The sequence below is a fragment of the Natrinema pellirubrum DSM 15624 genome, assembly GCF_000230735.2.
Classification (GTDB): Archaea; Halobacteriota; Halobacteria; order Halobacteriales; family Natrialbaceae; genus Natrinema; species Natrinema pellirubrum.
In genome coordinates, this window is record NC_019962.1 from 3,597,028 (window position 1) to 3,619,335 (window position 22,308).

Consider the following 22,308-nt stretch of genomic DNA (forward strand, 5'->3'; position numbering starts at 1 on the left):
GCGAGGTGCCACTGCCACTCGGCACCGAGAAACGGTGATTGCCGGTCAGTCCGACGGAGCGGATACCAGTTCGGCCGACCCGAGTTCCCTGAGATCGACGACGGTCGACCGGATCGTCACCGGCGCGACGTCGGCGACCTCGGCCGCCGTGGCCTGCGTGAGCGTGGGCCAGTCCTCGCGTTCCCCGGCGGCTTTGTAGAGACAGGCCGCCGCAACGCCGCTCGGGTTTCGCCCGCCGATCCGTCCCGACTCGAGCAGAGTTTGGACGTGATCGCGGGCGCGTTGCTCGACGGCCGTTCCGACCTCGAGTTTCGAGGCGTATCGCGGCAGGTACTCGGCGGGATCGATCGGCCCGGTCGGGAGCCCGAGTTCGCGGTTCAACGCGTCGTAGGCGACGGAGAGTTCGTCGCCGTCGGCGCGGGCCGTCTCGGCGATCTCGTCGGTCGTCCGGGCGATCGACCGGGTCCGGCAGGTCGCGTAGATGGCGGCGGCCGCGAACCCCTCGAGCGAACGGCCCTGAAAGAGCCCCTCGGACTGTGCGGACTCGAAGAGGGCACAGGCCTGCTCTCTGGCCGATTCCGGCAGCGAGAGCGAGGCGGTAATCCGTCTGATTTCGGCGAACCCGTAGACCTGATTCCGTTCGACTTTCGAGGAGATGCGTGCGCGATTGTGTTCCCTTCGGAGGCGAGCGATCTGTCGACGCTTCCGGCCGGTCAGCCGGGAGCTGTATCCCGAATCGGAGCCGGAGCCGTAGCCGATCTCCGTCGACAGCCCACGATCGTGTCTCGAGCGGGTAAGCGGCGCGCCGGTCCGTCGTCGATCGGTGTCCTCGTCCTCGAAGGACCGCCATTCCGGGCCGCGATCGATCGAATCCTCGCCGGAGACGAGTCCGCAATCCTCACACACGATTTCGGTACCTCTCTGCCGTAATCTGCCATCGCATTCGGGACAGACTGCAGCCGTATCTGCCATCGGTTATTTGTTCTCCCTACAACAAATTGACAACCCCTGATATTTAAAATGTAGGACTGTTTGAATTAAATAGGACAGGATCAGAGGCTGCGTAGCTGAGCCAGCAGCGATGACGACGACGAAGCTGCGGCGTCCTGGGTCGAATCGTCTCGATCCGCTAACACCCGTTCGTACCGGTCGATGACGGCCTGTCGGCGCGTTTCGCTCCTCGCGACGAGTCGCTCGAGTGCGGCGATTCGGAGTCGAAGTCGAGTTCGCTCGATCCGAGCGGACAGCGGCAGTTCACAGGAGGCTGTCTGGTCGATGGACTCGACCGGAGGACGACACCGGCGTGGATCGGCTCGAACGGACCGGTTCCGGTGAGTAATACGCGTCGGTTCGTCGACGGCGGGTTGGGTCGGACCTCGTTCGACGGACATGGCTCGCCTGCGGGTTCGACGCTGGCCCGGAAAAAGGTCAGTCAGTCGGGTGTCAGACGCGTCAGACGTCGGTCGTGCATCCGGCCGACGTTACTCTTGGAGATGGTCGAGGACGCCGTCGGATCTATCGATCCGACGAGCCCTCACTCGCAAGACTCGCGAGGACTCCTTCAGTGTCGGCCGGCACGGATTTGGGTTCGCTCCCCGCCGCAGCGGCAGCGTCGGGATCTTTGAGCAGGTGGCCGGTGGTCAGACAGGCGACGCGTTCGTCGTCGTCGACGATCCCCTCGGCTCGGAGTTTTCGCAGGCCGGCGACGGAGGCTGCGGAGGCCGGTTCGACGCCGATCCCCTCGGCAGCGATGTCCCGTTGGGCCTCGGTGATCTCCTCGTCGGAGACCGCGACGGCGGTTCCGTCGGTCTCCCGGATACCGGGCAGTGCCTTCGGCGCGTTGACCGGGTTCCCGATCCGGATCGCGGTCGCGCGGGTCTCGACGTCCTCCCAGCGCCGTACTTCGTCGGCCCCGTTCTCGACCGCTTCGACCATCGGCGCGGCCCCCTCGGCCTGCACGCCGGTCAGTTTCGGGACGTCGTCCTCGTCGAGTGCGCCGGCCTGGACGAGTTCGCGGAAGGCCTTGTACAGCGCCGACGTGTTGCCGGCGTTGCCGACCGGCAGCACGATTCGGTCCGGGACGGCGTCGTAGTCGGCGAGAAAGCCCTCGAGAATCTCGAGGCCGATCGTCTTCTGCCCTTCGAGCCGGAAGGGGTTCAGCGAGTTCAGCAGGTAGGCCTCGCCCTGCCCCGCGAGTTCCTGGACGATGTCGAGACAGGCGTCGAAGTTGCCGTCGACCTCGAGAATGCGGGCTCCGTGGAGGCTGGCCTGTGCGATCTTGCCGGCGGCGACCTTGCCCGCGGGCAAGAGGACGAGCGTCTGCATTCCGCCACGGGAGCCGTAGGCGGCCAGGGCGGCGCTGGTGTTGCCCGTCGAAGCACAGGCCAGTCGGCCGACGCCGAGTTCTTTTGCGACCTTGACGCCGACGGTCATGCCGCGGTCCTTGAACGACCCCGTCGGGTTCATCCCCTCGTGTTTGATCCGCAGCGCTTCGATCCCGATCTCGTCCTCGAGACGGGGGACCTCGTACAGCGGGGTCGCCCCTTCCTGAATCGAGACGCCGGCCTCGAACGGCAGGGCATCGGCATAGCGCCAGACACCCTCGCCCTCGAAGTCGTCGAACGTCGGCAGCTCGGCGTAGCGGACCTCGAGGAGGCCATCGCAGTCGTCGCAGGTGTAGCGGACGTCGTCGAACGGAGCGAAGGTTTCGCCGCACTCGATGCACTCGAGCCAAACGCCCTCGTCGGCGTCGGCAGGCTGGTCGGGTTGCTCGGCCGAGAGACTGAGACTCATTGTCGGAGGGGAGGACCGCAGGGGCAAAAAGTGGGTGGATTCCACGGTGGATGTCTCAGTCGGCCCCGTCATCGAACTCGTCGATCACGTCGTGGACCGTCGCGGTCCAGGCGTCCAGGGCCTCGTGGAGCATCGCCTTGGCCTCGGGCAGCGACGTGGCCGTATACTGGTAGACGTCGCCGCCGCCGTCGAGCAGCCGCCGGTCCCGGTACACGAGCCCGCGGTCCCGGAGCGTCGACAGCGACCGGTTGACCGTACTCCGGTCGCGCTCGAGGGCCGTGGCCAGTTCCGCGATCGTACTCCCGGGCCGATCACACAGGACGAGATAGGTCCGTGTCTCGTGATCCTCGATCCCAAACACGCAACTCATCACCGCTTCGAACGCCGGGTTCGATTCCTCCATCAGTTCTCCGAGGCGATGCTGGGGGGGCTCGGCCATATTACCCCTATGGGCGGGCGTCTCAAAATACCCGTTGCAGTCGATGCTCACGGACGGCTCCAGCCGTCGGTTTCATCCCGCTACAACAGGTAGACGACGAGTACCGCCGTCGGCCCCAGTAGCATGAGCAGTACGGCGAGTACGAATCGTAGTTGGATAGCGATTTGCCGTCAGACCGATTTCGTAGCAGTCTCATGAATGGTCTCTCAATGGTGAACCAAGTGTGTCGCTGGGGATTGGCGGATCGCCGGAATCGATAGATTCCGCGATCCGCACCGAGAACAGTACGCATCTCCGCCAGCAACTCGTAGTCCAAAAGCTCGAGAACCGCCTTCTCCGTCGTCAACTCGCTGTAAAGCAACAGCAGATAGAGGTACTTGAGACTCGCCTCAAGCGGTACGAAAACCCAAACACACCACCCAGTAAGCAGGGTGGCGCGGCTGGATCACCTGGCAACGGTGACAGCGACAAGGAAGAGAACGAAGACCAAGGGGACGACGCTGGCGGCGACGCTGACGCCGCCAGCGACTCCTCTCCAGGACGTGACGAAGGTCACGAAGGAACAACTCGACCGCCTCCGGAACCAGAGGAGACTATTCGAGTCGATCAGGGATATTGCCCAGACTGTGAGCAAATCCTCTCTAACCCGGACAGCTACATCTCACGGACGATTATCGACATACCTCTCCCTATTCCAACCACTGTCGTCGAGTACGAACTCGGCAAACACCGCTGTTCCTGTGGAAACGAAGTCGTTGCTGAACATCCTGACTGCCCGGAAACCGGGCGGTTTGGGCCAAATATCATGGCCCAAACCGCCCTCGGTAGGTTCCATCAGCGACTTCCAAACCGTAAACAGGCGGAGCTGTTTGACTGGGAGCTCGATACACCCATCTCTCATCGGACGATCTACAACCTGACCAAGCGGGTCGCAGACCGGCTGCGACCCGCGTATGACGATGTCAAAGCCCGTATTCAGGAAAGTGACGTCGTCTACTGCGATGAAACGGGCTTTCCTGTTGACGGAGAGCAACACTGGGCGTGGACGTTCGTTACTGACGAAGAAGTGCTGTTCTGGGTTGATGAGAGTCGTGGAAGCCAGGTGTTAGAGGACGTCCTCGGCGAGGACTTCGCCGAGGACTCAACGCTCAGCTGTGACGGTTGGTCAGCGTATCCGAGCTATCACACGAAGCTCCAGCGGTGCTGGGCACATCTGTTGCGGGAGGCGGAGTACGTTGCTGAACGGTACGAGGAAGCAGAGAGGTTGTCTGAGGAGTTACACGCTCTCCACGACGATTTAACGGCGTTCGACGAGGAGGATCCGTCCGCCTCCGCCCGCGAGCAAAAGCGGGCGGAGGCGTCGTTACATCTGGAAGGCCTGATCAGGGAAGACTACGAGGCACAGGAGGTCAAGAAGCTGATCGAGAAGATCAGGAACGGGTTAGGGCACTGGCTGACGTTCGTTACAGAGCCAGATGTCGATTCGACGAATAATCGCGCAGAGCGCGCTCTGCGCGAGCAAGTTGTGCTGCGGAAGATGTTCCGGACCCTCCGCTCAGCCGAAGGGGTCCAGATTCACGAGACGATCACGACCATGTTGGCCACGTGGAAACGACGAGGACTAGATCCGCCCGAACAGCTCCAGTCTATCCTCGGTGGAGAAGAACTCAGCTCAGGGTGAGAGGCATCACCGAGCAGTGAATTATAGTCACGCTATCCAACTACTACGAATCGAAACCACATTGTAAATTTCACCGACCACCACCCGAAGTATAATACTTCCTTACGTTTCAACAGGTATGGGAGACGTTATATCGGAGAAACAACCGATTAATCGGAAGTGGAGCGGGCCACCGGTTGACGGTCACGGAGCGGGAAGCCCCGAGCAGCGGGTCGGTTCGGCCGGCCGGGTAGCCACCGTGTGATCAGTAGCAGGGACGTTCAGGTGGGATGATACTGCCACGGTTCAACGGGCCGGAGGCCGGTTGCCGGGCGCTCGTTCCCAGCATATGGAAACGTCACTGGACGTATATTCGAATCCGATCCCAAGCATCGCGTATGTCGACTGACCATGCTCACCACGCCGACCGATCGCTCGTCGTCCACTCGTACTGGCCGTACGCAGTCCTTCTCGGGGGACTGGTCGGAGTGATTCGGCCGGCTCTGACGATCATTGCCGATATCGGACCGACCACGGGCGTCCTCACGACGCTGCCCGAAATGCAGTTGTGGTGGGTCCTCCACATCGGATACAGCGCCGTCTTCGCGACCGGATACGGGCTGATCGTCTACCACCACCGGCTGCGGCCGTTTTCGGAATCGATTCCCACGGGTGCCGTCCTTGGCCTTGGCTACGGGGTCGCCCTGTGGTTGGGCAACATCGTCATCGGCTGGAACCTCGTTCTCGCGCCACACCTGCTCTCGATGTCGACGCCGATCGATCCGCTGGCGGCTGGCCCGATCGTCGATCACATCGTCTACGGTCTCGGCCTCGGAGTCGTGTACGCGGCCGTCGTCCCGCGGCTGGATACCTACCGTGGCTGAGATTCGGCACTCCGTTTCGGTCACACAAAACCCGGATCAAAAACCGCCCGCACTCCGTTCGTGATCAAACGCCTACTCGAGCAGCCAACTCAACAACGCCTCCGTGGCCACCTTTTTCCGCTCGGGTCAGCTACGCTGACCACTCGCGCAAAAATCTGGACCAAAAAGCCCACTCGCTGCGCTCGTGGGTGACCTACTCCAGCAGCCAACTCAACAACGCCTTCTGCGCGTGCAGTCGGTTCTCGGCCTGGTCGAAAACGATCGACCGATCGCCCTCGATGACGTCATCCGTAACCTCCTCGCCGCGGTGGGCGGGGAGACAATGCATGACCGAGGCGTCGGGGGCGTTCTCGAGCAGGTCCGTGTTGACCTGGAAGCCCTCGAAGTCGTTCATCCGGACGTCGCGTTCGTCCTCCTGGCCCATCGAGATCCAGACGTCCGTATAGATGACGTCGGCGTCGGTGGCGGCCTCGACGGGATCGGTCGTGACCGTCGGATCGCCGCCCAGTTCGCGGGCCCGCTCGAGGACCTCGCCGTCGACCTCGTACCCCTCCGGCGTCGCGATCGTCAGGTCGATGTCGGTCAGCGCACAACCGAGCGCGAACGACTGGGCGACGTTGTTGCCGTCGCCGATCCAGGCCGCCGAAACGTCCTCGAAGCCGTCCTCGTGTTCGCGAATCGTCTGTAGGTCCGCGAGCGTCTGGCAGGGGTGGGCGTCGTCGGTGAGGCCGTTGACGATCGGTACCGAAGAGTACTCCGCGAGTACCTCGACGTTCTCGTGTTTGAACACGCGGGCCATCACGGCGTCGACGTACCGCGAGAGCGCACGCGAGGTGTCTTTCAGCGGTTCGCCCCGACCGAGCTGGATGTCGTCTTCCCCGAGGAAGATCGCGTGCCCGCCGAGTTGGGTCATGCCCGTCTCGAAGGAGACCCGGGTACGGGTACTCGCCTTCTGGAAGAGCATCCCGAGGGTCTGGCCCGACAGGTCCGCGTGGTCATCGCCGGCGTCGACGGCGCGTTTGTACTCGTCGGCCCTGTCCAGCACTGCAAGCAGTTCCGCCTCGGAGAGGTCGTCGACGTCGAGGAAATGTCTCGGCTCCGTCTCGTTCGTTGCTGTTGTCATGGTATGATAGCTCGTCTGAAACGTTATTGCTCACTAAGCGTCCGTGCGACGCGCTCGAGAACCGATACCGATCGGTCGAACTCCGACAGCGACAGTCGCTCGTCGGGCGCGTGATCGAGGTCCGAGTTGCCCGGCCCGTAGGTGACCATCGGACAGTCCCAGGCCCCGGCGTAGATGTTCATGTCGCTCGTGCCGGTCTTGCGCACCAGACGCGGATCGTCGCCCTCCTTCCGGATGGCGACCCGAAACGCCCGGGCGACCGGCGTTCGCGAACTCATCATCACCGGCGGGACCTTGTCCTTCCAGGTCACGGTCCCGACCTCGAGTTCGGCCTCGGCGGCCTCGCGGACGGTTCCGACGTCGAGGGCCGGTGGCACGCGCAACTGGACGTCCATCGTCGCCTCGACGGAGAGGCCGTCGTCGCTGACGCCGCCCTCGATGTCGACCGGCTTGGTCGTCACCTGCTCGAAGACCGGTTCGTACTCGTCGCCCTCGAAGTACTCCTCGACGGCCGACCACCAGCGGACGGCGTGTTGGATCGCGTTCAGGTCCGGCCGCGAGGTGTGACCGGATTCGCTGGTCGCGACGTACGTCCCGGCGATCAGGCCGCGATATCCCAGCGTGATTCCGTCGGCGCCGGAGGGCTCGCCGTTGACGACGGCCGCCGGTGCCTCGTCGCGGTCGTCAACCAGGTAGCGCGACCCCTTCGAGTCGACCTCCTCGCCGACGACGCCGACGAAGGAGACGCCGGTGCGAACGGCGGCGGCCGCCATCGCGGCGAGCGGCCCCGTCGCGTCGACGCTGCCACGGCCCCAGAGGATCTCGTCGTCGCCGGTCTCCTCGACCTCGACGGGGATGTCCCCGGGGACGGTGTCGATGTGCGAGGTCAGGAGGACGGAATCGTCCGCCGGCGCACGGACGTTCCCGACTGCGTCGATCCAGACCTCCCGGTCATGGGCCTCGAAGAAGTCCACGAGCCGTTTGGCCGCCTCGCGTTCCTCGCGGGTCGGCGAGGGGATCGAGACGAGATCGACGAGCAACTCGCGGGCCTCGGCGGCCGACACGTCGCTCGAGGGGTGGGCATTTGCGCTCATGAGTCGTCGGTCGCTCCGAGAGCGTCGGCGATCGCGTCGACGACTCGATCGGCCTCGGCCCGCTCGATCACGAGCGGCGGGAGCAGTCGGAGGACGGTTCGACCGGCCGGCAGCGCCAGCACCTGGTGGTTCATCGCGAGATCGCGAGCGACGCGGTTCGCACCGCGTTTCAACTCGACGCCGACGAGCAGGCCCTCGCCGCGGACCTCGCGTACCGAATCGCCGAGTGCCGCCTCGAGTTCCGTGACCAGATAATCGCCGACTTCGGCGGCGTGGGCGGGGTACTCCGCCTCGACCAGCGTCGAGATCGTCGCGTGGACGGCCGCGCCGACCACGGGACCGCCGCTGAACGTGGCGTTGTGCGAGGCCGCGCCGTCGGCGATCCAGTCCTGCACCGCGACCGCGCCGACGGGCAGGCCGTTACCGAGCCCTTTCGCCGTCGTCAACACGTCGGGCGTGACGCCCGCGTTCTGGCAGGCCCACATCTCGCCCGTGCGGCCCATTCCCGTCTGGACCTCGTCGAGGACGAGCGCCGCGCCGGCCTCCTCGGTGGCCTCGCGGGCGGTCTCGAGGTAGCCCGCGGGCGGGACGTTGATCCCGCCCTCGCCCTGGATCGGCTCGAGGATGACGGCCGCGGTCTCGTCGTCCACGGCGGCCGCGAGTTCCTCGCCGTCGCCGTAGGGGACGAACTCCACGTCGCCGGCCAGCGGCTCGTAGGGCTTCTTGTACTTGTCCTTCCAGGTAGCCGCGAGCGATCCCATTGTGCGCCCGTGGAAGCTCCGGGTCGCGGCGACGATCTTCGAGTCGCCGGTCGCCGAGCGGGCGAACTTCAAGGCGGCCTCGTTGGCCTCGGTCCCGGAGTTACAGAACCAGGCCGACTCGAGGCCGTCGGGTGCGGCCGCGACGAGCGAGGCGTAGGCGTCCTCACGCGACTGGACGGGATAGGAGGAGTCGACGAACGTCAGGTCGGCGACCTGCTCCTGTACCGCGTCGACGACCGCGGGGTGAGAGTGGCCCAGCGGCGTGCAGGCGTAGCTCGCGCCGACATCGAGATACTCCGTGCCGTCGTCGGTGTAGAGGTACGGCCCCTCACCGCGTTCGATACCGATCGGTTTGCTTCCGGAGATGAAATCGAGGTCGCTCATTCGTCGGCCTCCTGTGCGGTTTCGTCGTCGGTCTCGTCTTCGAGCACGCCGGGCTCGAGGGTCGTCCCCTCGCCCGCGAGCGCACTCGAGATCGGGTCGTCGGCGTTTGCCGTCGCGACGGTGACCGAAGCCGCGCCTCCCTCGAGGGCTTCCTCGGCGGCCATGACCTTCTTCGTCATGAACCCCTCAGCCGCCGTCTTGACGGCCTCGAACTCCTCGGGGGTCGACGCCGAGTCGATCTTGGTGGACTCGTCGTCGGGGTCCTCGTAGATCCCCGAGACGTCGGTCAGCACCACGAGGTCGGCCTCGAGCGCGCCAGCGATGGCGGCCGCGGCGCGGTCGGCGTCGGCGTTGACTGCCGTGTAGCCGCCCGACTTCTCCTTGCCCAGCATGGGAACGGAGACGACGGGCGTGTAGCCGCCCGCAAGCGTCGTCTCGAGGAGGTCGGCGTTGACCGACTCGATCTTCCCCGAGTGGTCGCCGCGCTTGATCTTTTTCTTGCCGTCCTCTTTGACGCGGACGGCGGACTTGCGCTTGCCCTCGAGGAGCTTACCGTCGGTGCCCGAGAGCCCGACCGCGTCGACGCCCTCGTTGTGCAGGCTCTCGACCAGATCGGTGTTGAGCTTGCCGGGCATGACCATCTTGAAGACGTCCATCGTCTCTTCGTCGGTAAAGCGCCCGACGACGCCGCCGGGCGTTTCGACGTAGGTCGGCTCCTTGCCGAGGTCCTCGAGCGTTTCGTCGACGGCGGTCGAACCGCCGTGGGTCAACACGACGTCCTCGCCGTCCTCGACGAGCGAGGCAACGTCGGAAAGCGCGCCTTCGGGATCGACAGCGCGTGCGCCGCCGATCTTGACCACTACAGTCATTTACGGTGCCCCCACGGGGTGCAGTCCCGTGAACTCGAGTCCGGCCGTCTCCTCGAGGCCCAGGGCGACGTTGGCGGCGTGGACCGCCTGCCCCGCGGAGCCTTTCATCATGTTGTCGATCGCCGAGAAGACGACGATGCGCTTGTTCGAGGGATCGAGTTCGAAGCCGACCTCGGCGAGGTTGGTGCCGGCGACCGCCTTTGGCTCCGGATACCGATACACACCGGAGCCGCCGGCAGCCATGCGGACGAACGGCTCGTCCTCGTAGCAGCCCCGATAGGCCTGCCAGAGGTCCCCCTTCGAGACCGGCCCCGAGGGGAAGACGTGGTTCGTCGCGCTCGCGCCGCGGATCATGTCCACGGCGTGGCAGGAGAAAGCGACCGAGGTGTCGAGGAACTGCTCGATCTCGGCCTCGTGGCGGTGGCCCGTCGGCGCGTACGGGCGAACGACGCCCGAGCGTTCGGGGTGGCTCGAGGCCTCGCCGCCGCCGGCACCGCCCTCCGACGACCCCACCTTCACGTCGACGACGATCTGCTCGCCGCCCTCCAAGATCCCGTGTTCGAACAGCGGGTAGAGCCCCAGAATGGTCGCGGTGGCGTTACAGCCGCCCCCCGCGATGAGTTCGGCGCCCGCGAGGTTCTCGCGGTTGATCTCGGGGAGCGCGTACTCGGCCTGCTCTAAGTACTCGGGGGCCTCGTGGCCGTCGTACCACTCGTCGTACTGGGCCTCGCTCTCGAGGCGGAAGTCCGCCGAGAGGTCGACGACGGTGTCGGCGATGTCGAAGAACTCGTCGATCTGCCCCATCGAAACGCCGTGGGGCGTCGCGGCGAACAGCACGTCGACCGACTCGAGGTCGTCGGGTTCGGTAAAGCGCAGGTCCGACCCGCGAAGCGGCGGGTGGACGGAGCCGACGCTCTTGCCGGCCTTCGAGCGACTCGTGACTTCGACGAGTTCGAAGTTGGGGTGGCCGGCGAGCAGCCGGAGCAGTTCGCCGCCCGTGAAGCCGCTGCCACCGATGACGCTCGCGGTGACCGCCTCGGCGTCCGGCGCGGAACCGATATCGCCGCCCACCGTCATTGGGCCGACACCTCGAGTTCCGGATCGGCGGCCTGTGCTTTGGCCTCGAGCCAGTCGACGACGGTGCCGGCGACGTCGGTCTCGACGGCCTCGTCGAGGGCCTTGAACTCGACGGTGTGGTTGACCTCGTGGACGGTGTAGCCGTCCGCGGTCTCCATCAGGTCGATCCCGAGCAGCCCGCCGCCGACGGCATCGGTGGCTCGTTCGACGAGATCCAGCGCCTCGTCGTCGATCTCGAAGACGTCCGTCTCCGCGCCTTTCGCGGCGTTAGTGATCCAGTGGTCCGACGATCGGACCATCCCGGCGATGGGTTCGCCGTCGATCGCCAGCACGCGGATGTCCCGGCCGGGCTTCTCGACGAACTCCTGGACGTAGAACACCTTGTGTTCGTAGTGGCCCAGCGTCGCCTTGTGTTCGAGGATGGCCTCGGCGGCCGACTCGGAGTCGATCTTGGCCATCAGACGCCCCCACGAGCCGACGACCGGCTTGAGGACGCAGGGGTAGCCAAAGTCCTCGATGGCCTCCATCGCGGTCTCTTTGGTGAACGCGACTTTGGTCGCGGGGGTCGGGACGCCCGCGTCCTCGAGCGCGAGGCTGTTCTTTACCTTGTCCGCACAGACGTCGGCGGTCTCGTGGCTGTTGACCACGGGGATGCCGTACGATTCGAAGAACTGCGTGGCGTACAGGCTCCGACTCGTGGCGAGACAGCGGTCGACGACGATGTCGAGGCCGTCGAACGCCGCGGGCGCGTCCGCAATGTCGAAGGTCTGCTTGCGGACGTCGATCTTCGTGATCTCGTGATCGCGCTCGCGAAGCTCGTTGAGCAGGAGCTTCTCGTCTTTGCGAATCCGTGAGTAGAGTATGCCTACGTTCACGCGAGCCACCTCTGATTGTGGGTCGCGGCGCTACGCGCCCCGCGAACCGTCGCAGCGGAGGACGGCAGTTTCCCAGCCGTCTGCAAGGTCACTCACCCCAGTCCTCTTCCAGCTCGGGGGCCTGCTCGAGGACTGGCGGCTCGGTATCGACGACTTCCAGCTCGGCACCGCAGGTCGTACAGTCAACGATTTCTCCCACTTCCAGATCGTCGTGGAGGGACACCTCAGCCCCACACTCGACACATTCGGTCATTGTACCCCAACGTGGGTGCCGGGATCCCTTAAAGCCTTCGAACTTAACAGCAAAATTACATTATCTGCACGCCACGCTAACGGTCCGTCGGAGCTACATTACCGCAAGTCTATTTTGACATATCATGTGTTCGGTAATTGATCCCCTCGCGGGGATCGTCGTCGTACCGGCCGGTCGGCGGGGGGCGATTGCGGCCGGTGTTCCGCCGCCACTGGCGAACTGACGACCTCAGACATAGCCGTTCACCTCCGAGCGCAATCGCTCGTGGGCGGCCTCGAGCGCGTCGGTCAACGCCGCGAGGTCGTCGGCGTCGGTCGCCAGCGACTCCCGTGCGGCCTCGAGTTGCGGGGCGACCGCCTCGGGGGCGGGTCCACCCTGCGAGTCGCGGCTCGCGACGCTCTCGACCGGATCGAGGGCCGCTTCGACCGCCTCGCGCTCGACGTGGGCCTCGAGTGACTCGCCGAGGACCTCCTGAGCCGCGGCCTCGAGGGCGTCGTAGTCCGCACCGCCCTCGGCAGCGATGGCCACCAACTCGTGGGCGGTCCGGAACGGCAACCCGTTCGCCGCCAGCAGGTCCGCGACGCCGGTCGCCGTCGAGAAGCCCGCACCGGCTTCGGCAGCCAGCGTCTCCTCGTTCCAGTCGGCGGTGGCGACCGCGCCGGCCGCGACCTCGCTGGCCTCGGTCACCGCGTCGACGGTCTCCCAGGCGTGGGTCGTCGCCCGCTGCAGGTCGCGGTTGTACGCGCGGGGCAGCCCCTTCAGCGTCGTCGTCAGCCCCTGAACGTCGCCGGCCGCGTCGCCCGCGACCGCGCGGACCAACTCCAGCGTGTCCGGGTTCTTCTTCTGGGGCATGATCGACGACGTCGAGGAGTAGTCGTCCGCCAGATCGACGAAGCCGCGGTTCGCGAAGATGATCACGTCCTCCGCCAGCCCCGACAGCGTCGTCGCGTGGGTCGACAGTGCCTGGGTCGTCTCGAGCAGGAAATCGCGGCTCGAGGCGGCGTCCATCGAATTCTCGACGACACCCTCGAAGCCCAGCAAGTCGGCCGTCCGCTCGCGGTCGATATCGAACGTCGTTCCCGCGAAGGCCGCGCCGCCGAGCGGCGACTCGTTGATCCGCGCGTAGGCCTCGAGCAGGCGTTCGGTGTCGCGGCGAACCGCGCCCTCGTAGGCCAGCGCCCAGTGGGCCACGGTGGTCGGCTGGGCTGGCTGGAGGTGGGTGTAGCCGGGCATGATCGTCTCCCGGTGATCGTCGGCGACGTCGATCAGTGACTCGCGCAGCGCGAGCGTCGTCTCGATCGCCTCGAGGACGTCCTCGCGCAGGCGATAGCGGATGCAGGCCGCGACCTCGTCGTTGCGCGAGCGGGCGGTGTGCATCTTCCCGCCCTCGGCACCGATGCGTTCGATGACTGCGGTCTCGATGGCTTCGTGGACGTCCTCGCCGTCGGGCAGCGAGCCGTGGCCGTCGACCTCGATGGCGTCCAGCGCGGTCAGGATCTCGCCGGCCACGTCCTCGCCGATAATGCCCTGCTCGGCCAGCATGACGGTGTGAGCGCGGTCGACCTCGAGGTCGGCCGCGAAGATGCGCCGATCGGCCGCGAGCGAGGAGAGGAAGCTCCGGGCGGGGCCGCCGCTGAAGCGGTCCCGGCGGACGACGCTCTCGTCGTCCGCGCCGTCAGTCGGCTCGCCGCCGTCCGTCGCGATCGCCCGTTCGGCCGCGCCGCCCTCGTGAGCGCTCTCCTCGGTCATGCTTACTCGTCCTCGTCGGTCGCGTTCGCGGCGATGGCCTCGTTCGCGAGGCGGCGCTGGAAGCCGTGGTACTTCGCGACGCCGGTCGCGTCCTCCTGTTTGATCTTCCCGACCGTCTCGGTGTCGAAGGAGGCGTGTTCGGCCGAGTAGGCCGCGTACTTGCTGTCGCGAGCGACCGGACGCGCCTGGCCGCCCTCGAAGCGGATCGTGACCGTCCCGGTCACGCGCTGTTGGGTTTCGTCGATGAAACTCTCGAGCGCGCTGACAAGCGGCGCGTCGATCAGGCCCTCGTAGCCCTTCTGGGACCACTGCTGGTCGATCTGCTGTTTGAACTGGCGCTCCTCCTGGGTCAGGACGAGCCCCTCGAGCGCTTCGTGGGCGTTCAACAGCGTCGTCGCACCGGGGTGTTCGTAGTTCTCGCGGACCTTCAGCCCGAGCATGCGGTCTTCCATCATGTCGGTGCGGCCGACGCCGTAACTGCCGGCGAGGTCGTTGAGGTATTCGATGAGTTCAACCGGCTCGTACTCCTCGCCGTCGACGGCGACTGGGTAACCGTTCTCGAAGGCGATCTCGATCTCCTCGGTCTCGGTGCCGGGCTCGTCGGTCCACGCGTAGATGTCACGCGGCGGGACGTAGTTGGGGTCCTCGAGGGCGTCGCCCTCGACCGAGCGGCTCCAGATGTTGGTGTCGATCGACCAGTCGCCGCCGCTGCCGCCCTCGACGGGCAGGTCGCGCTCGGCGGCGTACTCCTGTTCCCACTCGCGGGTGAGTCCGAGTTCGCGAACGGGGGCGATCACTTCGAGATCGGAACTGCGCCAGACGGCCTCGAAACGCAGCTGGTCGTTGCCCTTGCCGGTACAGCCATGGGCGATGCCGGTGCAGTCCTGTTCCTCTGCGACCTCCAGGATCGCTTCCGCGATCACGGGACGGGCAAGCGCCGTGCCGAGCGGGTAGCCCTGATAGGTCGCGTTCGCGCGAACGCTCTCGAGACAGAGTTGAGCGAATTCCGCTCGCGCGTCGACGACGTAGTGTTCGAGGCCGAGCGCCTCGGCGGTTTCTTCGGCTTCGTCGAACTCTTCGGCCGGCTGGCCGACGTCGACGGTAACGCCGATCACGTCGTCATATCCGTATTCCTCCTCGAGCAGCGGGACACAGACGGTCGTGTCCAGGCCGCCCGAGAACGCGAGTGCAACGCGGGTCATGTCGTACTCGAACGACACCAGCGGACGGCCTTAAGCCCATTGGTTTAGTGTTTGAAAATAACCGGTAGAGCGTCTGCTAACCGAAAAATCTGCAGTTTCGGGATCGATGGAACGAATCGGAGACGTGGAGTGAAAGGGTAGACGGGCTCAAAAGGCCCGTCGAAGTCGTCGCGGTCGCCGCCGAGCGACGGTCCCGTCGGTACCGAGAAGGGCGAGCGTGGTGCCGACGGAGTGGCTCATTGGTACGGAATGGGGAACCCCAGTATTAAAACCTTTCCGAGTTCGGTTCGGCGACGACTGTGCCGACACGCCGCGAGCGGTTCGTCGATGAGGTGGCCGGCTACTCCTCGTCCGCTTCGGGCAGGGACAGTACGTTCTCCCGGCCGATCCGAAAGACTTCGATCTCGTCGGCCTCGCGCAGGTCGCCGACGACCTGACTCGTCTTGGCCTCGGTCCAGCCCAGTTCCGAGACCACCGCCTGCTGTTTGATCCGACCACCGCGTTCTTCGAGCAGTCGGAGGACGCGTTCCTCATTGCTGAGCAGTTCCGGTGGCGGGCTGTCGGCGGCGTTCGACGCCGAACCGGTCGATCCGTCGGGCTGTGTCGGCCGTTCGGCCTCGCGGTTGCTCCCGTTGTCGGCGGTCCGTTCGCGGCCGAGCAGCCACCCGCCTGCGCCGACGGCCGCGAGCAGGGCCAGTGCCAGAACGACGATCGTCCACGGCATCGTCGGCCCCTCGTTCGAGGGCGTCGCGGTCGTGTTCGCGTTCGAACCGCCGTCCTCGATCAGGACGACCCACGGCTGTTCGGAAGAGAAGTCGACCTCGCTCCCCCGCCAGATGACCATGTCGTCGGTCCGATTGCTCGGCGACGGATCGATCTGGGGCTGCCCGTCGTTCTCGTAGATCGAGTACCCGGCCGGCCAGCGAAACTGCAATCGCGTGTCGTCGTCCAGCGTGAACCCGGAGAGTGCGGGCCCCGCCGTGAGCTGGTTGATCTCGACGGCCGCGAACGATTCCCAGCGGAAAGAGACCTCGACGTGGCCGATTCTCTGTAGTGCGGTCTCGTTTTCCGTCGCGATCGAGAGGTTCGACAGCGACATGTTCTGCCCGGTCTCGTTCGCCCCGTCGGCGACGGTGTCGTTCCACTTGGTCCGCTCCGCGTCGACGTAGGACTCGGTGTCGGACTCGACGTCCGTCCGCAGCCGTTCCCACGCCGCCTCGGACGTCCCGTTCTCGCCGTAGCGGAACTGGTAGTCGACGGTGACCAGCGCCGAGCCGTTTTCCGCGATGAAAACGTCCATCACGATCTGATCGGCGTCCTCGAGGGCCAGTTCGTCCTCCGCTTGCAGCGCCGCTGGTCGGCTCCCCGGGTCGGCCGCGGCACCGATCGGAGCCGCCGCGGCGGCGACCGAACAAACCACCACCAGCACGATACTCAGGGCTCGCAGCCCCCTCGCGTCCATTATCGGACATGCCTCAGCCGTCCAGATAGGTTTTCCGACGAACGCGTCGGTGCGTTTTTGAGACAGTCACGCCTACTAGAGGGTATGCTCGACACGCGCGGCGAACTCGAGGTCGAAACGCTGCTGAAGATCGTCCTCGGACTGCTCGCCGTTTTGCTCGTTATCGAGGTTCTCGAGGCGATCGTCGGGACCATTATCGGTCTGCTGGGCCCGCTGATCGCGTTGGTGATCGCCGTCCTGATCGTCCTCTGGCTGCTCGACCGGCTCTGAGGTCGAGACCAGCAAACTGATAGCCGTCTCGAACGAAAGGCGAACGAAGTGTACAGCGTCAACGTCCCTCTCCCCGGTCGCGTCCGGCAACTGGCGAACCGGCTCCACCCCGAGCTGATCGGGTTCGAGACCGTCCGCGAGGACCACTCCTGTCTGCTCAAGCGACTCGGCGACGCCGACCACGTCGCACAGCTCCAACACCGAGCCCACCGCGCGCTCGAGGGCGAGCCCGCCGTCGAGGCCGCGGTAACCGGCATCGACTACTTCGCGGACCCGCCGCTTGGCTCCGCGCCCGTCGTCTACCTGACCGTCGAGAGCCCCGGGCTCGAGCGGATCCACGCCGACCTCACCGACGCCTTCGACGCCGTCGAGGGACTCGAGGGCAGCGATTACGTCCCCCACGTGACCCTCGCACGCGGCGGCGACCGCGAGACGGCACGGCGATTGGCCGACCGGGAGATCGAGCCCGTCCGCTGGACGGTCGGCGAACTCGAGTTCTGGGACGGGACCCACAAGCTACCGGTCAGCAGCGTTTCGCTGCCGTCGTAGCTCCCCACGCGGTCTCGAGCGGGCAGGTCGTAGCAGCCGGAACACAGACTCGGACCCCAGGCTGTCGGTCTCGACAAATACTGCAACTACCTACGGTGATGCGAGAGCGCGATTTCCGAGGGAGAAGCACTTTTCGACTGCTCTATTGGGCGGTCTCGAGAGCGGACGGCGTCAGTGGTCCGGGAAGCCCTGTCCGACTGGCCGCGGGTTAAGTCGTCGGAACGGCTGGTGACGGTGTGGTCGCAACGCTACTCGTCGCAGCGGTCGTCGGAATCGCCATCGGTGCCTTCCTCCAGAAGGGGCGGTTCTGTTTCGTCAACGCCTTCCGTGACTTCTTCGCGTACAAGGACTCCCGGGTCACGAAGGGCGTCCTCGCTGCGACGCTTCTCACCATGGTCTTCTGGGGTATCGCCTACCAACTCGGCTACTATCAGGGGTTCTGGACGCCCGACTGGGGGCTGACCGGCCTCCTCGGCGGCTTCGTCTTCGGCGTGGGGATGACCTACGCCGGCGGCTGTGCCAGCGGGACGCTCTACCGGGCCGGCGAGGGCTATCTGCAGTTCTGGCTCACCCTGCTGTTCATGGGCGTCGGCTACGCCGGCTTCACCGTTGCCTTCCCGACGCTCGAGAGTACGTACTTCGACGCGCTCACGTTCGGGACCGGCGCGACCCTGTTCGAACTCACGTCCGTCCCGGGCGGACTGCTGGCGCTTGCGGTCGCGGTCGCCGCCGTCCTCGTCTACGCGACGCTGACCGGTCGTGCATCGACGACCGCCGACTTCGGCGAGCGCGCCGATGCAGCACAGCTCAACCCGAGCGTCCTCCTCGCGCCCGTCGCGGGGCTCCGCGGGTTCGCCAGCGGGACGGTCGCGTACTTCCGCGGACTCGTCCGCGCGTGGCGCGATCCGATCGCCTCGAGCAAGCGGCCGTGGGACCCCCGGACCGCCGCGCTCGGGATCACGGCCGCGGCGGTGCTGTGGTTCAGTCAGGTATCGATCGTCGGCGTCACGGGTCCGGAGGCCCGATGGACTGGCTATCTGCTCTCGCAGGCCGGCGTCGACGCCGAATCGTTCGACTACTGGGGCTCGGTCCTCTTCCAGGGCCAGGGCGTCGGCGTGACCGTCGACATGCTGATGATCGCGTTCGTCATCGTCGGCGCGTTCCTCGCCGCCCTCTGGAGCGGGGACTTCTCGGTGCGGGTCCCGAAGCGCCGCCGGCTCCCCAACGCCGTCGTCGGCGGCCTCATGATGGGGGCCGGCTCCCGTCTCGCCCCCGGCTGCAACATCGGGAACATCTACTCCGGCATCGCCGAACTCTCGATTCACTCCTTCATCGCGGCCGTCGGCATCGTGGCCGGCGTCTACGTGATGACTCACTGGATCTACCGCGAAGTCGGCTGTGCCATCTGAGGAACCGTTCGCCAGTTACAAACCGATCCGACCACGGAAACACGATACAATGCCATCCATCGACGACGTCACTGACACGCCGGACGAACTGAGCGACGACCGAGCGGACGAACTCCTCGAAGAGGCGGACCTCGTCCAGGACATGATGGGCGAGGTCTGTCCGTACCCGCAGGTGGAGGCCAAGAAGGGGCTCCAGGGACTCGAGTCAGGCGATCTCCTCGTCCAGGAAACCGACCACGTCCCCTGTACCGAGAACGTACCGCGAGCCGTCGGCGACGATGCCGACGCGCAGGTCTGGCGCAGCGGCGACGCGGTCTACCGCATCTACCTCCGCAAGCGATAATGGTCGAGGAATTCGCCCCCGAGACGGTCCGGGAACGCATCGAGAACGACGAGGAGTTCGACCTTATCGACATTCGCGACGACGAGGACTACGCGGAGGGCCACCTCCCCGAGGCCGAACACCTCACCATCGACGAACTCGAGGACACCGTCGTCGACCGGGACTGGGCCGACGACGTGGTCGTCTACTGTTACATCGGCCAGACCTCGGTCCAGGCCGCCCGCCTCATCGAGGAGTACGGCGACGCCGAGCGGGTCGCGAGCATGGCTGGCGGCTACGACGCGTGGGAGCCGCTCGATCCCTCGGCGGCCGACTGACCCCCGTCTCGAGGGTCGTCTAGGGCGCGGGCGGCTCGCCGTCGTAGGCGTCGTGGCCGCCGTAGAAGTTGAGCATCGCGAACTTGAGTTTCCCCGGCTCGATGTCGATCAGCTCCTCCCGTTCCTCGTGGGGGAAGATGCCGTTGACGCTGTACTTGCCCAGATCGGGCTTTGCCTGCCGGGAGTAGCGCCGGTCGAGCAGGGCGCGAACCCCGACTTCCTCCGGCGACCGGATGACCCGACCGAGCGCCTGTCTCGTCTTGCGGATCGTCGGGAACTCGACGGCGTAGCGCCAGCCCGTATCGGTGCCGTCGAACGCCGCGTCGTAGGCCTCCTGGACCGCCTCGGCGCGGTCATCGAGATGGGGGTACGGGACGCCGACGACCAACACCGTGTGGGCGTCGTCGCCGTCGAAGCTCACCCCTTCCGCGAGGGTGCCCCACAGCGAGGTACACAGGACCGCCCCGTCGTCCGCGACGAACTGCTGACGGAGGTCTTCGGCCGACTGGCCCGGCTCGTCCACGTATACCGTCCGGTCGGTCCGACCGACGAGTCGGTCGGCGTACCGGCTCGCCTCGCTGTAGTTGGGGAAAAAGGCCAGCGTGTTACCTGGCGTCATCCGCACGGCGTCGTTGATCGTCTCGGTCACGTCCGCCTGGACCCCGGGGTCGTCGCGATCCGAGGAGAAAAGCGGCGGCGTCTCGACGGCGTAGGTTCGGCGATTTTCCTCGGCGAACTGGAGACCGTAGGCCATCGACACCGCGTCCTCGATACCCAGTACGTCCTCGGTGACCTCGAACGGCTGGAGCGTCGCGCTCATCAGGACGGTCGCGTAGATCTCGTCGAAGAGTTGGCCGGTCACCTGCCGGGGCAGACAGGAGTACAGCTCAACGCGGCCGTATATTTCGTCCGTGCCGGCGTCGCGGGTGACGGCGACGACCGGATACAGCCCCTCCGTCGAACCCTCGCTCATCCACGCGCTGACGAAGGCAGCTGCCTGGAGGGTCTGACACTCCGTTCGCGTGGCCGTCTCGCCCTCGCGGTAGGCCTCCTCGTACTCCTCGTCTAACTCCTGGCCCAGCTTCATCGCCGCCTCCAGATCGTCGTCGATCCCGCGGCCCGAGTACCGCTGTAAGAACTCGAGGGTGAGATCGTCCTTGCGGTCGTCGTTGGCGATGGGGACGTCCGTCCAGTTCTCGCCGATGGATTCGCGCGCTCGCGGCCCGGGGCCGCTCGCGTTGTCCGCGGCGCGTTGCGCCGCGCTCTCCCCAAAGCCAAACGAGTCCTCGTAGGTCTCGACGAGCGCACGGTGGAAAGCCGAGAGGACATTCGCAGCGTCCTCGGCCCGCGGGTCGTCGCTGTCGGCCAACTCCTCGAGCGCCGACTCGAACGTCCGCTCGGAGCAGGTCCGGGTCGCGTGTTCGCGGGCAGCGTCCTCGACGTTGTGGGCCTCGTCGAAGACGGCGATCACGTCCTCAGGATCGCGGCCGAGCCACCGGAAGAACTGTTCTCGAATGGTCGAATCCAGCAGGTGGTGGTAGTTACAGACGACCAGATCGACGCCCTCGATTCCCTCTTTGAGGAGTTCGTACCCGCAGAGTTCCTGCCGCTCGGCGTACTCGTAGATCTCGTCGGGCGTGCGGACGTCCTCGAAGAGCCAGCCGAAGAACTCGTCCGTATCCTGCGTGAGATTGTTCCGGTAGTAGTCACAGACGTTCTGCTCTTCGAGGTCCTCGAGGCGCTCCTCGATGTCTTCGAGTTCGTCCATCACCGCCGAGCGGGCGTCGGCCGCCGAGCCGTCGCCGTCCTGACTCTCGGCGAGCAACTCGCGCTGGCGGCGCTCGAGTTGCTCGCGATCCTGCTCGGCGTCGACGACGGCGCGGGTGTTGTCCCGGAGCGTCTGACACTCCTCGTAGCCGACATCGATGTGACACATCGAGCCCTTTCCCTTGAAGACGACCGTGCGGATCGACTCTTCGCGGGTGATCGCGCGGGCCTCGGCGACGAACTGACGCATCTGCTGGTGGACGTTGGTCGTGATGACGACCGTCTTGTCCTGCTCGCGAGCCACCTCGAGGGCGGGGACGAGCGACGAGAGGGTCTTGCCGGTCCCGCAGGCCCCCTCGAAGAGGACGTCCTGTCCCCGGTGGAGGGCGTTGTGGATGCGGTCCATCGCCTCGCGCTGGTTCTCGTACGGTCGGTCGTACGGGAAAAAGCGCATATACCCGGTTTCGGACACACGAGAGGATAGGTTCGCGCTCCGATAAAAGGATTCGTCTCGATTCCGTCGGTCCGTTTAAACGCCGACGGCGGCGACGCTCGCCGACCCCCCGGCCGGCGAACGCGCGCTACAGGGCCATATGGTTCGAGTGCCTGCCTCCCGTATGACGATTCCCGGATACGATTCCAGTACCGTCGCCGAGTATACACTCGAGCAGGTGGGAGCCCGCGTCGACCTCGTGGCCGGCGTCGTCCCGGACGCGTTCGGCCTCCGAAAGAGCGGCTGCGAGCCGCCGGTCGATGCGCTGGCCGACCCGGTCGACCTCGTGGCATGCGAGGATCTGAAGGCAATCGAGGCCGTCCGGATCGCGCTCGTCTACGACCCCTCGAAGTTGCCGGCCGGTGCGAGCCCGACCGACGTGGCCGTCGCCGTCGAGACCGAGGCCGGCTGGGACCCCCTCGAGTCGACGGTCGATCTCGAGGAGACGACGGTGACGGCGGTGTTGAACGATCGGCCGCCGGGCTCGACGGTAGTCGCGGGGTACGACGACACGGACGACGAACGGGAGGAGTAG

General features: G+C 65.9%; 22 protein-coding genes. 8 read left to right on the plus strand and 14 right to left on the minus strand.

Features of this window, described 5'->3' with window-relative positions; all coding sequences use genetic code 11:
* Window positions 1-45: 45 nt before the first annotated feature.
* The 3 genes from NATPE_RS17410 to NATPE_RS17425 form a co-directional block, all read right to left on the minus strand.
* Window positions 46-972: a transcription initiation factor IIB gene (locus tag NATPE_RS17410; RefSeq protein ID WP_015299249.1), complete on the minus strand. Its 927-nt coding sequence runs from the start codon at window positions 970-972 to the stop codon at window positions 46-48.
* A 543-nt stretch (window positions 973-1,515) separates the two neighbouring features.
* Window positions 1,516-2,793, minus strand: coding sequence for a threonine synthase (gene thrC / locus NATPE_RS17420; protein WP_006182909.1), 1,278 nt, complete (start codon window positions 2,791-2,793; stop codon window positions 1,516-1,518).
* A gap of 55 nt (window positions 2,794-2,848) precedes the next feature.
* Window positions 2,849-3,232: a helix-turn-helix domain-containing protein gene (locus tag NATPE_RS17425; protein WP_015299250.1), complete on the minus strand. Its 384-nt coding sequence runs from the start codon at window positions 3,230-3,232 to the stop codon at window positions 2,849-2,851.
* Between the two features lie 223 nt (window positions 3,233-3,455).
* On the opposite strand from NATPE_RS17425, the gene tnpC reads away from it, so the two are divergent.
* Together tnpC and NATPE_RS17440 are read left to right on the plus strand one after the other, a co-directional pair.
* Window positions 3,456-4,913: an IS66 family transposase gene (gene tnpC, locus NATPE_RS21545; protein WP_015298749.1), complete on the plus strand. Its 1,458-nt coding sequence runs from the start codon at window positions 3,456-3,458 to the stop codon at window positions 4,911-4,913.
* A gap of 377 nt (window positions 4,914-5,290) precedes the next feature.
* On the plus strand, window positions 5,291-5,776 hold the full coding sequence (locus NATPE_RS17440) for a hypothetical protein (protein WP_006182911.1): 486 nt from the start codon (window positions 5,291-5,293) through the stop codon (window positions 5,774-5,776).
* A 193-nt stretch (window positions 5,777-5,969) separates the two neighbouring features.
* Here the strand turns inward: NATPE_RS17440 and argF are convergent, their stop codons facing one another.
* The 10 genes from argF to NATPE_RS17490 all read right to left on the minus strand — a co-directional run bounded on the left by argF (window position 5,970) and on the right by NATPE_RS17490 (window position 16,625).
* Entirely contained in the window at window positions 5,970-6,899 is a 930-nt protein-coding gene (argF, locus tag NATPE_RS17445) for an ornithine carbamoyltransferase (RefSeq protein ID WP_006182912.1), read from the minus strand.
* 23 nt (window positions 6,900-6,922) lie between these two features.
* Window positions 6,923-7,993 carry a [LysW]-lysine hydrolase gene (locus tag NATPE_RS17450; RefSeq protein ID WP_006182913.1) on the minus strand — a complete coding sequence of 357 codons (1,071 nt, stop codon included), beginning with the start codon at window positions 7,991-7,993 and terminating at the stop codon, window positions 6,923-6,925.
* A complete protein-coding gene (locus NATPE_RS17455; protein WP_006182914.1) occupies window positions 7,990-9,138 on the minus strand; it encodes an aspartate aminotransferase family protein in 1,149 nt (382 codons plus the stop codon). Before NATPE_RS17455 ends, NATPE_RS17450 begins: the two co-directional genes overlap by 4 nt.
* Window positions 9,135-10,007 carry an acetylglutamate/acetylaminoadipate kinase gene (locus tag NATPE_RS17460; protein WP_015299251.1) on the minus strand — a complete coding sequence of 291 codons (873 nt, stop codon included), beginning with the start codon at window positions 10,005-10,007 and terminating at the stop codon, window positions 9,135-9,137. Before NATPE_RS17460 ends, NATPE_RS17455 begins: the two co-directional genes overlap by 4 nt.
* A complete protein-coding gene (gene argC, locus NATPE_RS17465; protein ID WP_006182916.1) occupies window positions 10,008-11,084 on the minus strand; it encodes an N-acetyl-gamma-glutamyl-phosphate reductase in 1,077 nt (358 codons plus the stop codon).
* A complete protein-coding gene (gene lysX / locus NATPE_RS17470) occupies window positions 11,081-11,959 on the minus strand; it encodes a lysine biosynthesis protein LysX (RefSeq protein ID WP_006182917.1) in 879 nt (292 codons plus the stop codon). Before lysX ends, argC begins: the two co-directional genes overlap by 4 nt.
* A gap of 88 nt (window positions 11,960-12,047) precedes the next feature.
* Window positions 12,048-12,212: a lysine biosynthesis protein LysW gene (gene lysW, locus NATPE_RS17475; protein WP_006182918.1), complete on the minus strand. Its 165-nt coding sequence runs from the start codon at window positions 12,210-12,212 to the stop codon at window positions 12,048-12,050.
* A 228-nt stretch (window positions 12,213-12,440) separates the two neighbouring features.
* Window positions 12,441-13,961: an argininosuccinate lyase gene (gene argH, locus NATPE_RS17480; protein WP_006182919.1), complete on the minus strand. Its 1,521-nt coding sequence runs from the start codon at window positions 13,959-13,961 to the stop codon at window positions 12,441-12,443.
* 2 nt (window positions 13,962-13,963) lie between these two features.
* Entirely contained in the window at window positions 13,964-15,163 is a 1,200-nt protein-coding gene (locus NATPE_RS17485; RefSeq protein ID WP_049804961.1) for an argininosuccinate synthase, read from the minus strand.
* Window positions 15,164-15,503: 340 nt separating this feature from the next.
* The gene (locus NATPE_RS17490) at window positions 15,504-16,625 is read right to left on the minus strand and encodes a helix-turn-helix transcriptional regulator (protein WP_006182921.1); all 1,122 of its coding nucleotides are present in this window, start codon (window positions 16,623-16,625) and stop codon (window positions 15,504-15,506) included.
* Window positions 16,626-16,709: 84 nt separating this feature from the next.
* On the opposite strand from NATPE_RS17490, the gene NATPE_RS17495 reads away from it, so the two are divergent.
* The 5 genes from NATPE_RS17495 to NATPE_RS17515 all read left to right on the plus strand — a co-directional run bounded on the left by NATPE_RS17495 (window position 16,710) and on the right by NATPE_RS17515 (window position 19,513).
* Entirely contained in the window at window positions 16,710-16,895 is a 186-nt protein-coding gene (locus NATPE_RS17495) for a DUF7554 family protein (protein WP_006182922.1), read from the plus strand.
* Between the two features lie 48 nt (window positions 16,896-16,943).
* Complete coding sequence (locus NATPE_RS17500; protein ID WP_006182923.1) at window positions 16,944-17,444, plus strand: 2'-5' RNA ligase family protein; 501 nt, start codon at window positions 16,944-16,946, stop codon at window positions 17,442-17,444.
* A 236-nt stretch (window positions 17,445-17,680) separates the two neighbouring features.
* A complete protein-coding gene (locus NATPE_RS17505; protein WP_006182924.1) occupies window positions 17,681-18,853 on the plus strand; it encodes a YeeE/YedE family protein in 1,173 nt (390 codons plus the stop codon).
* Window positions 18,854-18,902: 49 nt separating this feature from the next.
* Entirely contained in the window at window positions 18,903-19,196 is a 294-nt protein-coding gene (locus NATPE_RS17510; RefSeq protein WP_006182925.1) for a sulfurtransferase TusA family protein, read from the plus strand.
* Complete coding sequence (locus tag NATPE_RS17515; protein ID WP_006182926.1) at window positions 19,196-19,513, plus strand: rhodanese-like domain-containing protein; 318 nt, start codon at window positions 19,196-19,198, stop codon at window positions 19,511-19,513. The genes NATPE_RS17510 and NATPE_RS17515 overlap by 1 nt, the downstream gene beginning before the upstream one ends.
* A gap of 19 nt (window positions 19,514-19,532) precedes the next feature.
* Here NATPE_RS17515 and NATPE_RS17520 read toward each other — a convergent pair whose 3' ends face one another.
* Window positions 19,533-21,734: an ATP-dependent DNA helicase gene (locus NATPE_RS17520; RefSeq protein WP_006182927.1), complete on the minus strand. Its 2,202-nt coding sequence runs from the start codon at window positions 21,732-21,734 to the stop codon at window positions 19,533-19,535.
* A 163-nt stretch (window positions 21,735-21,897) separates the two neighbouring features.
* Here NATPE_RS17520 and NATPE_RS17525 point away from each other — a divergent pair, with 163 nt between their 5' ends.
* Window positions 21,898-22,308 carry a hypothetical protein gene (locus tag NATPE_RS17525; protein ID WP_006182928.1) on the plus strand — a complete coding sequence of 137 codons (411 nt, stop codon included), beginning with the start codon at window positions 21,898-21,900 and terminating at the stop codon, window positions 22,306-22,308.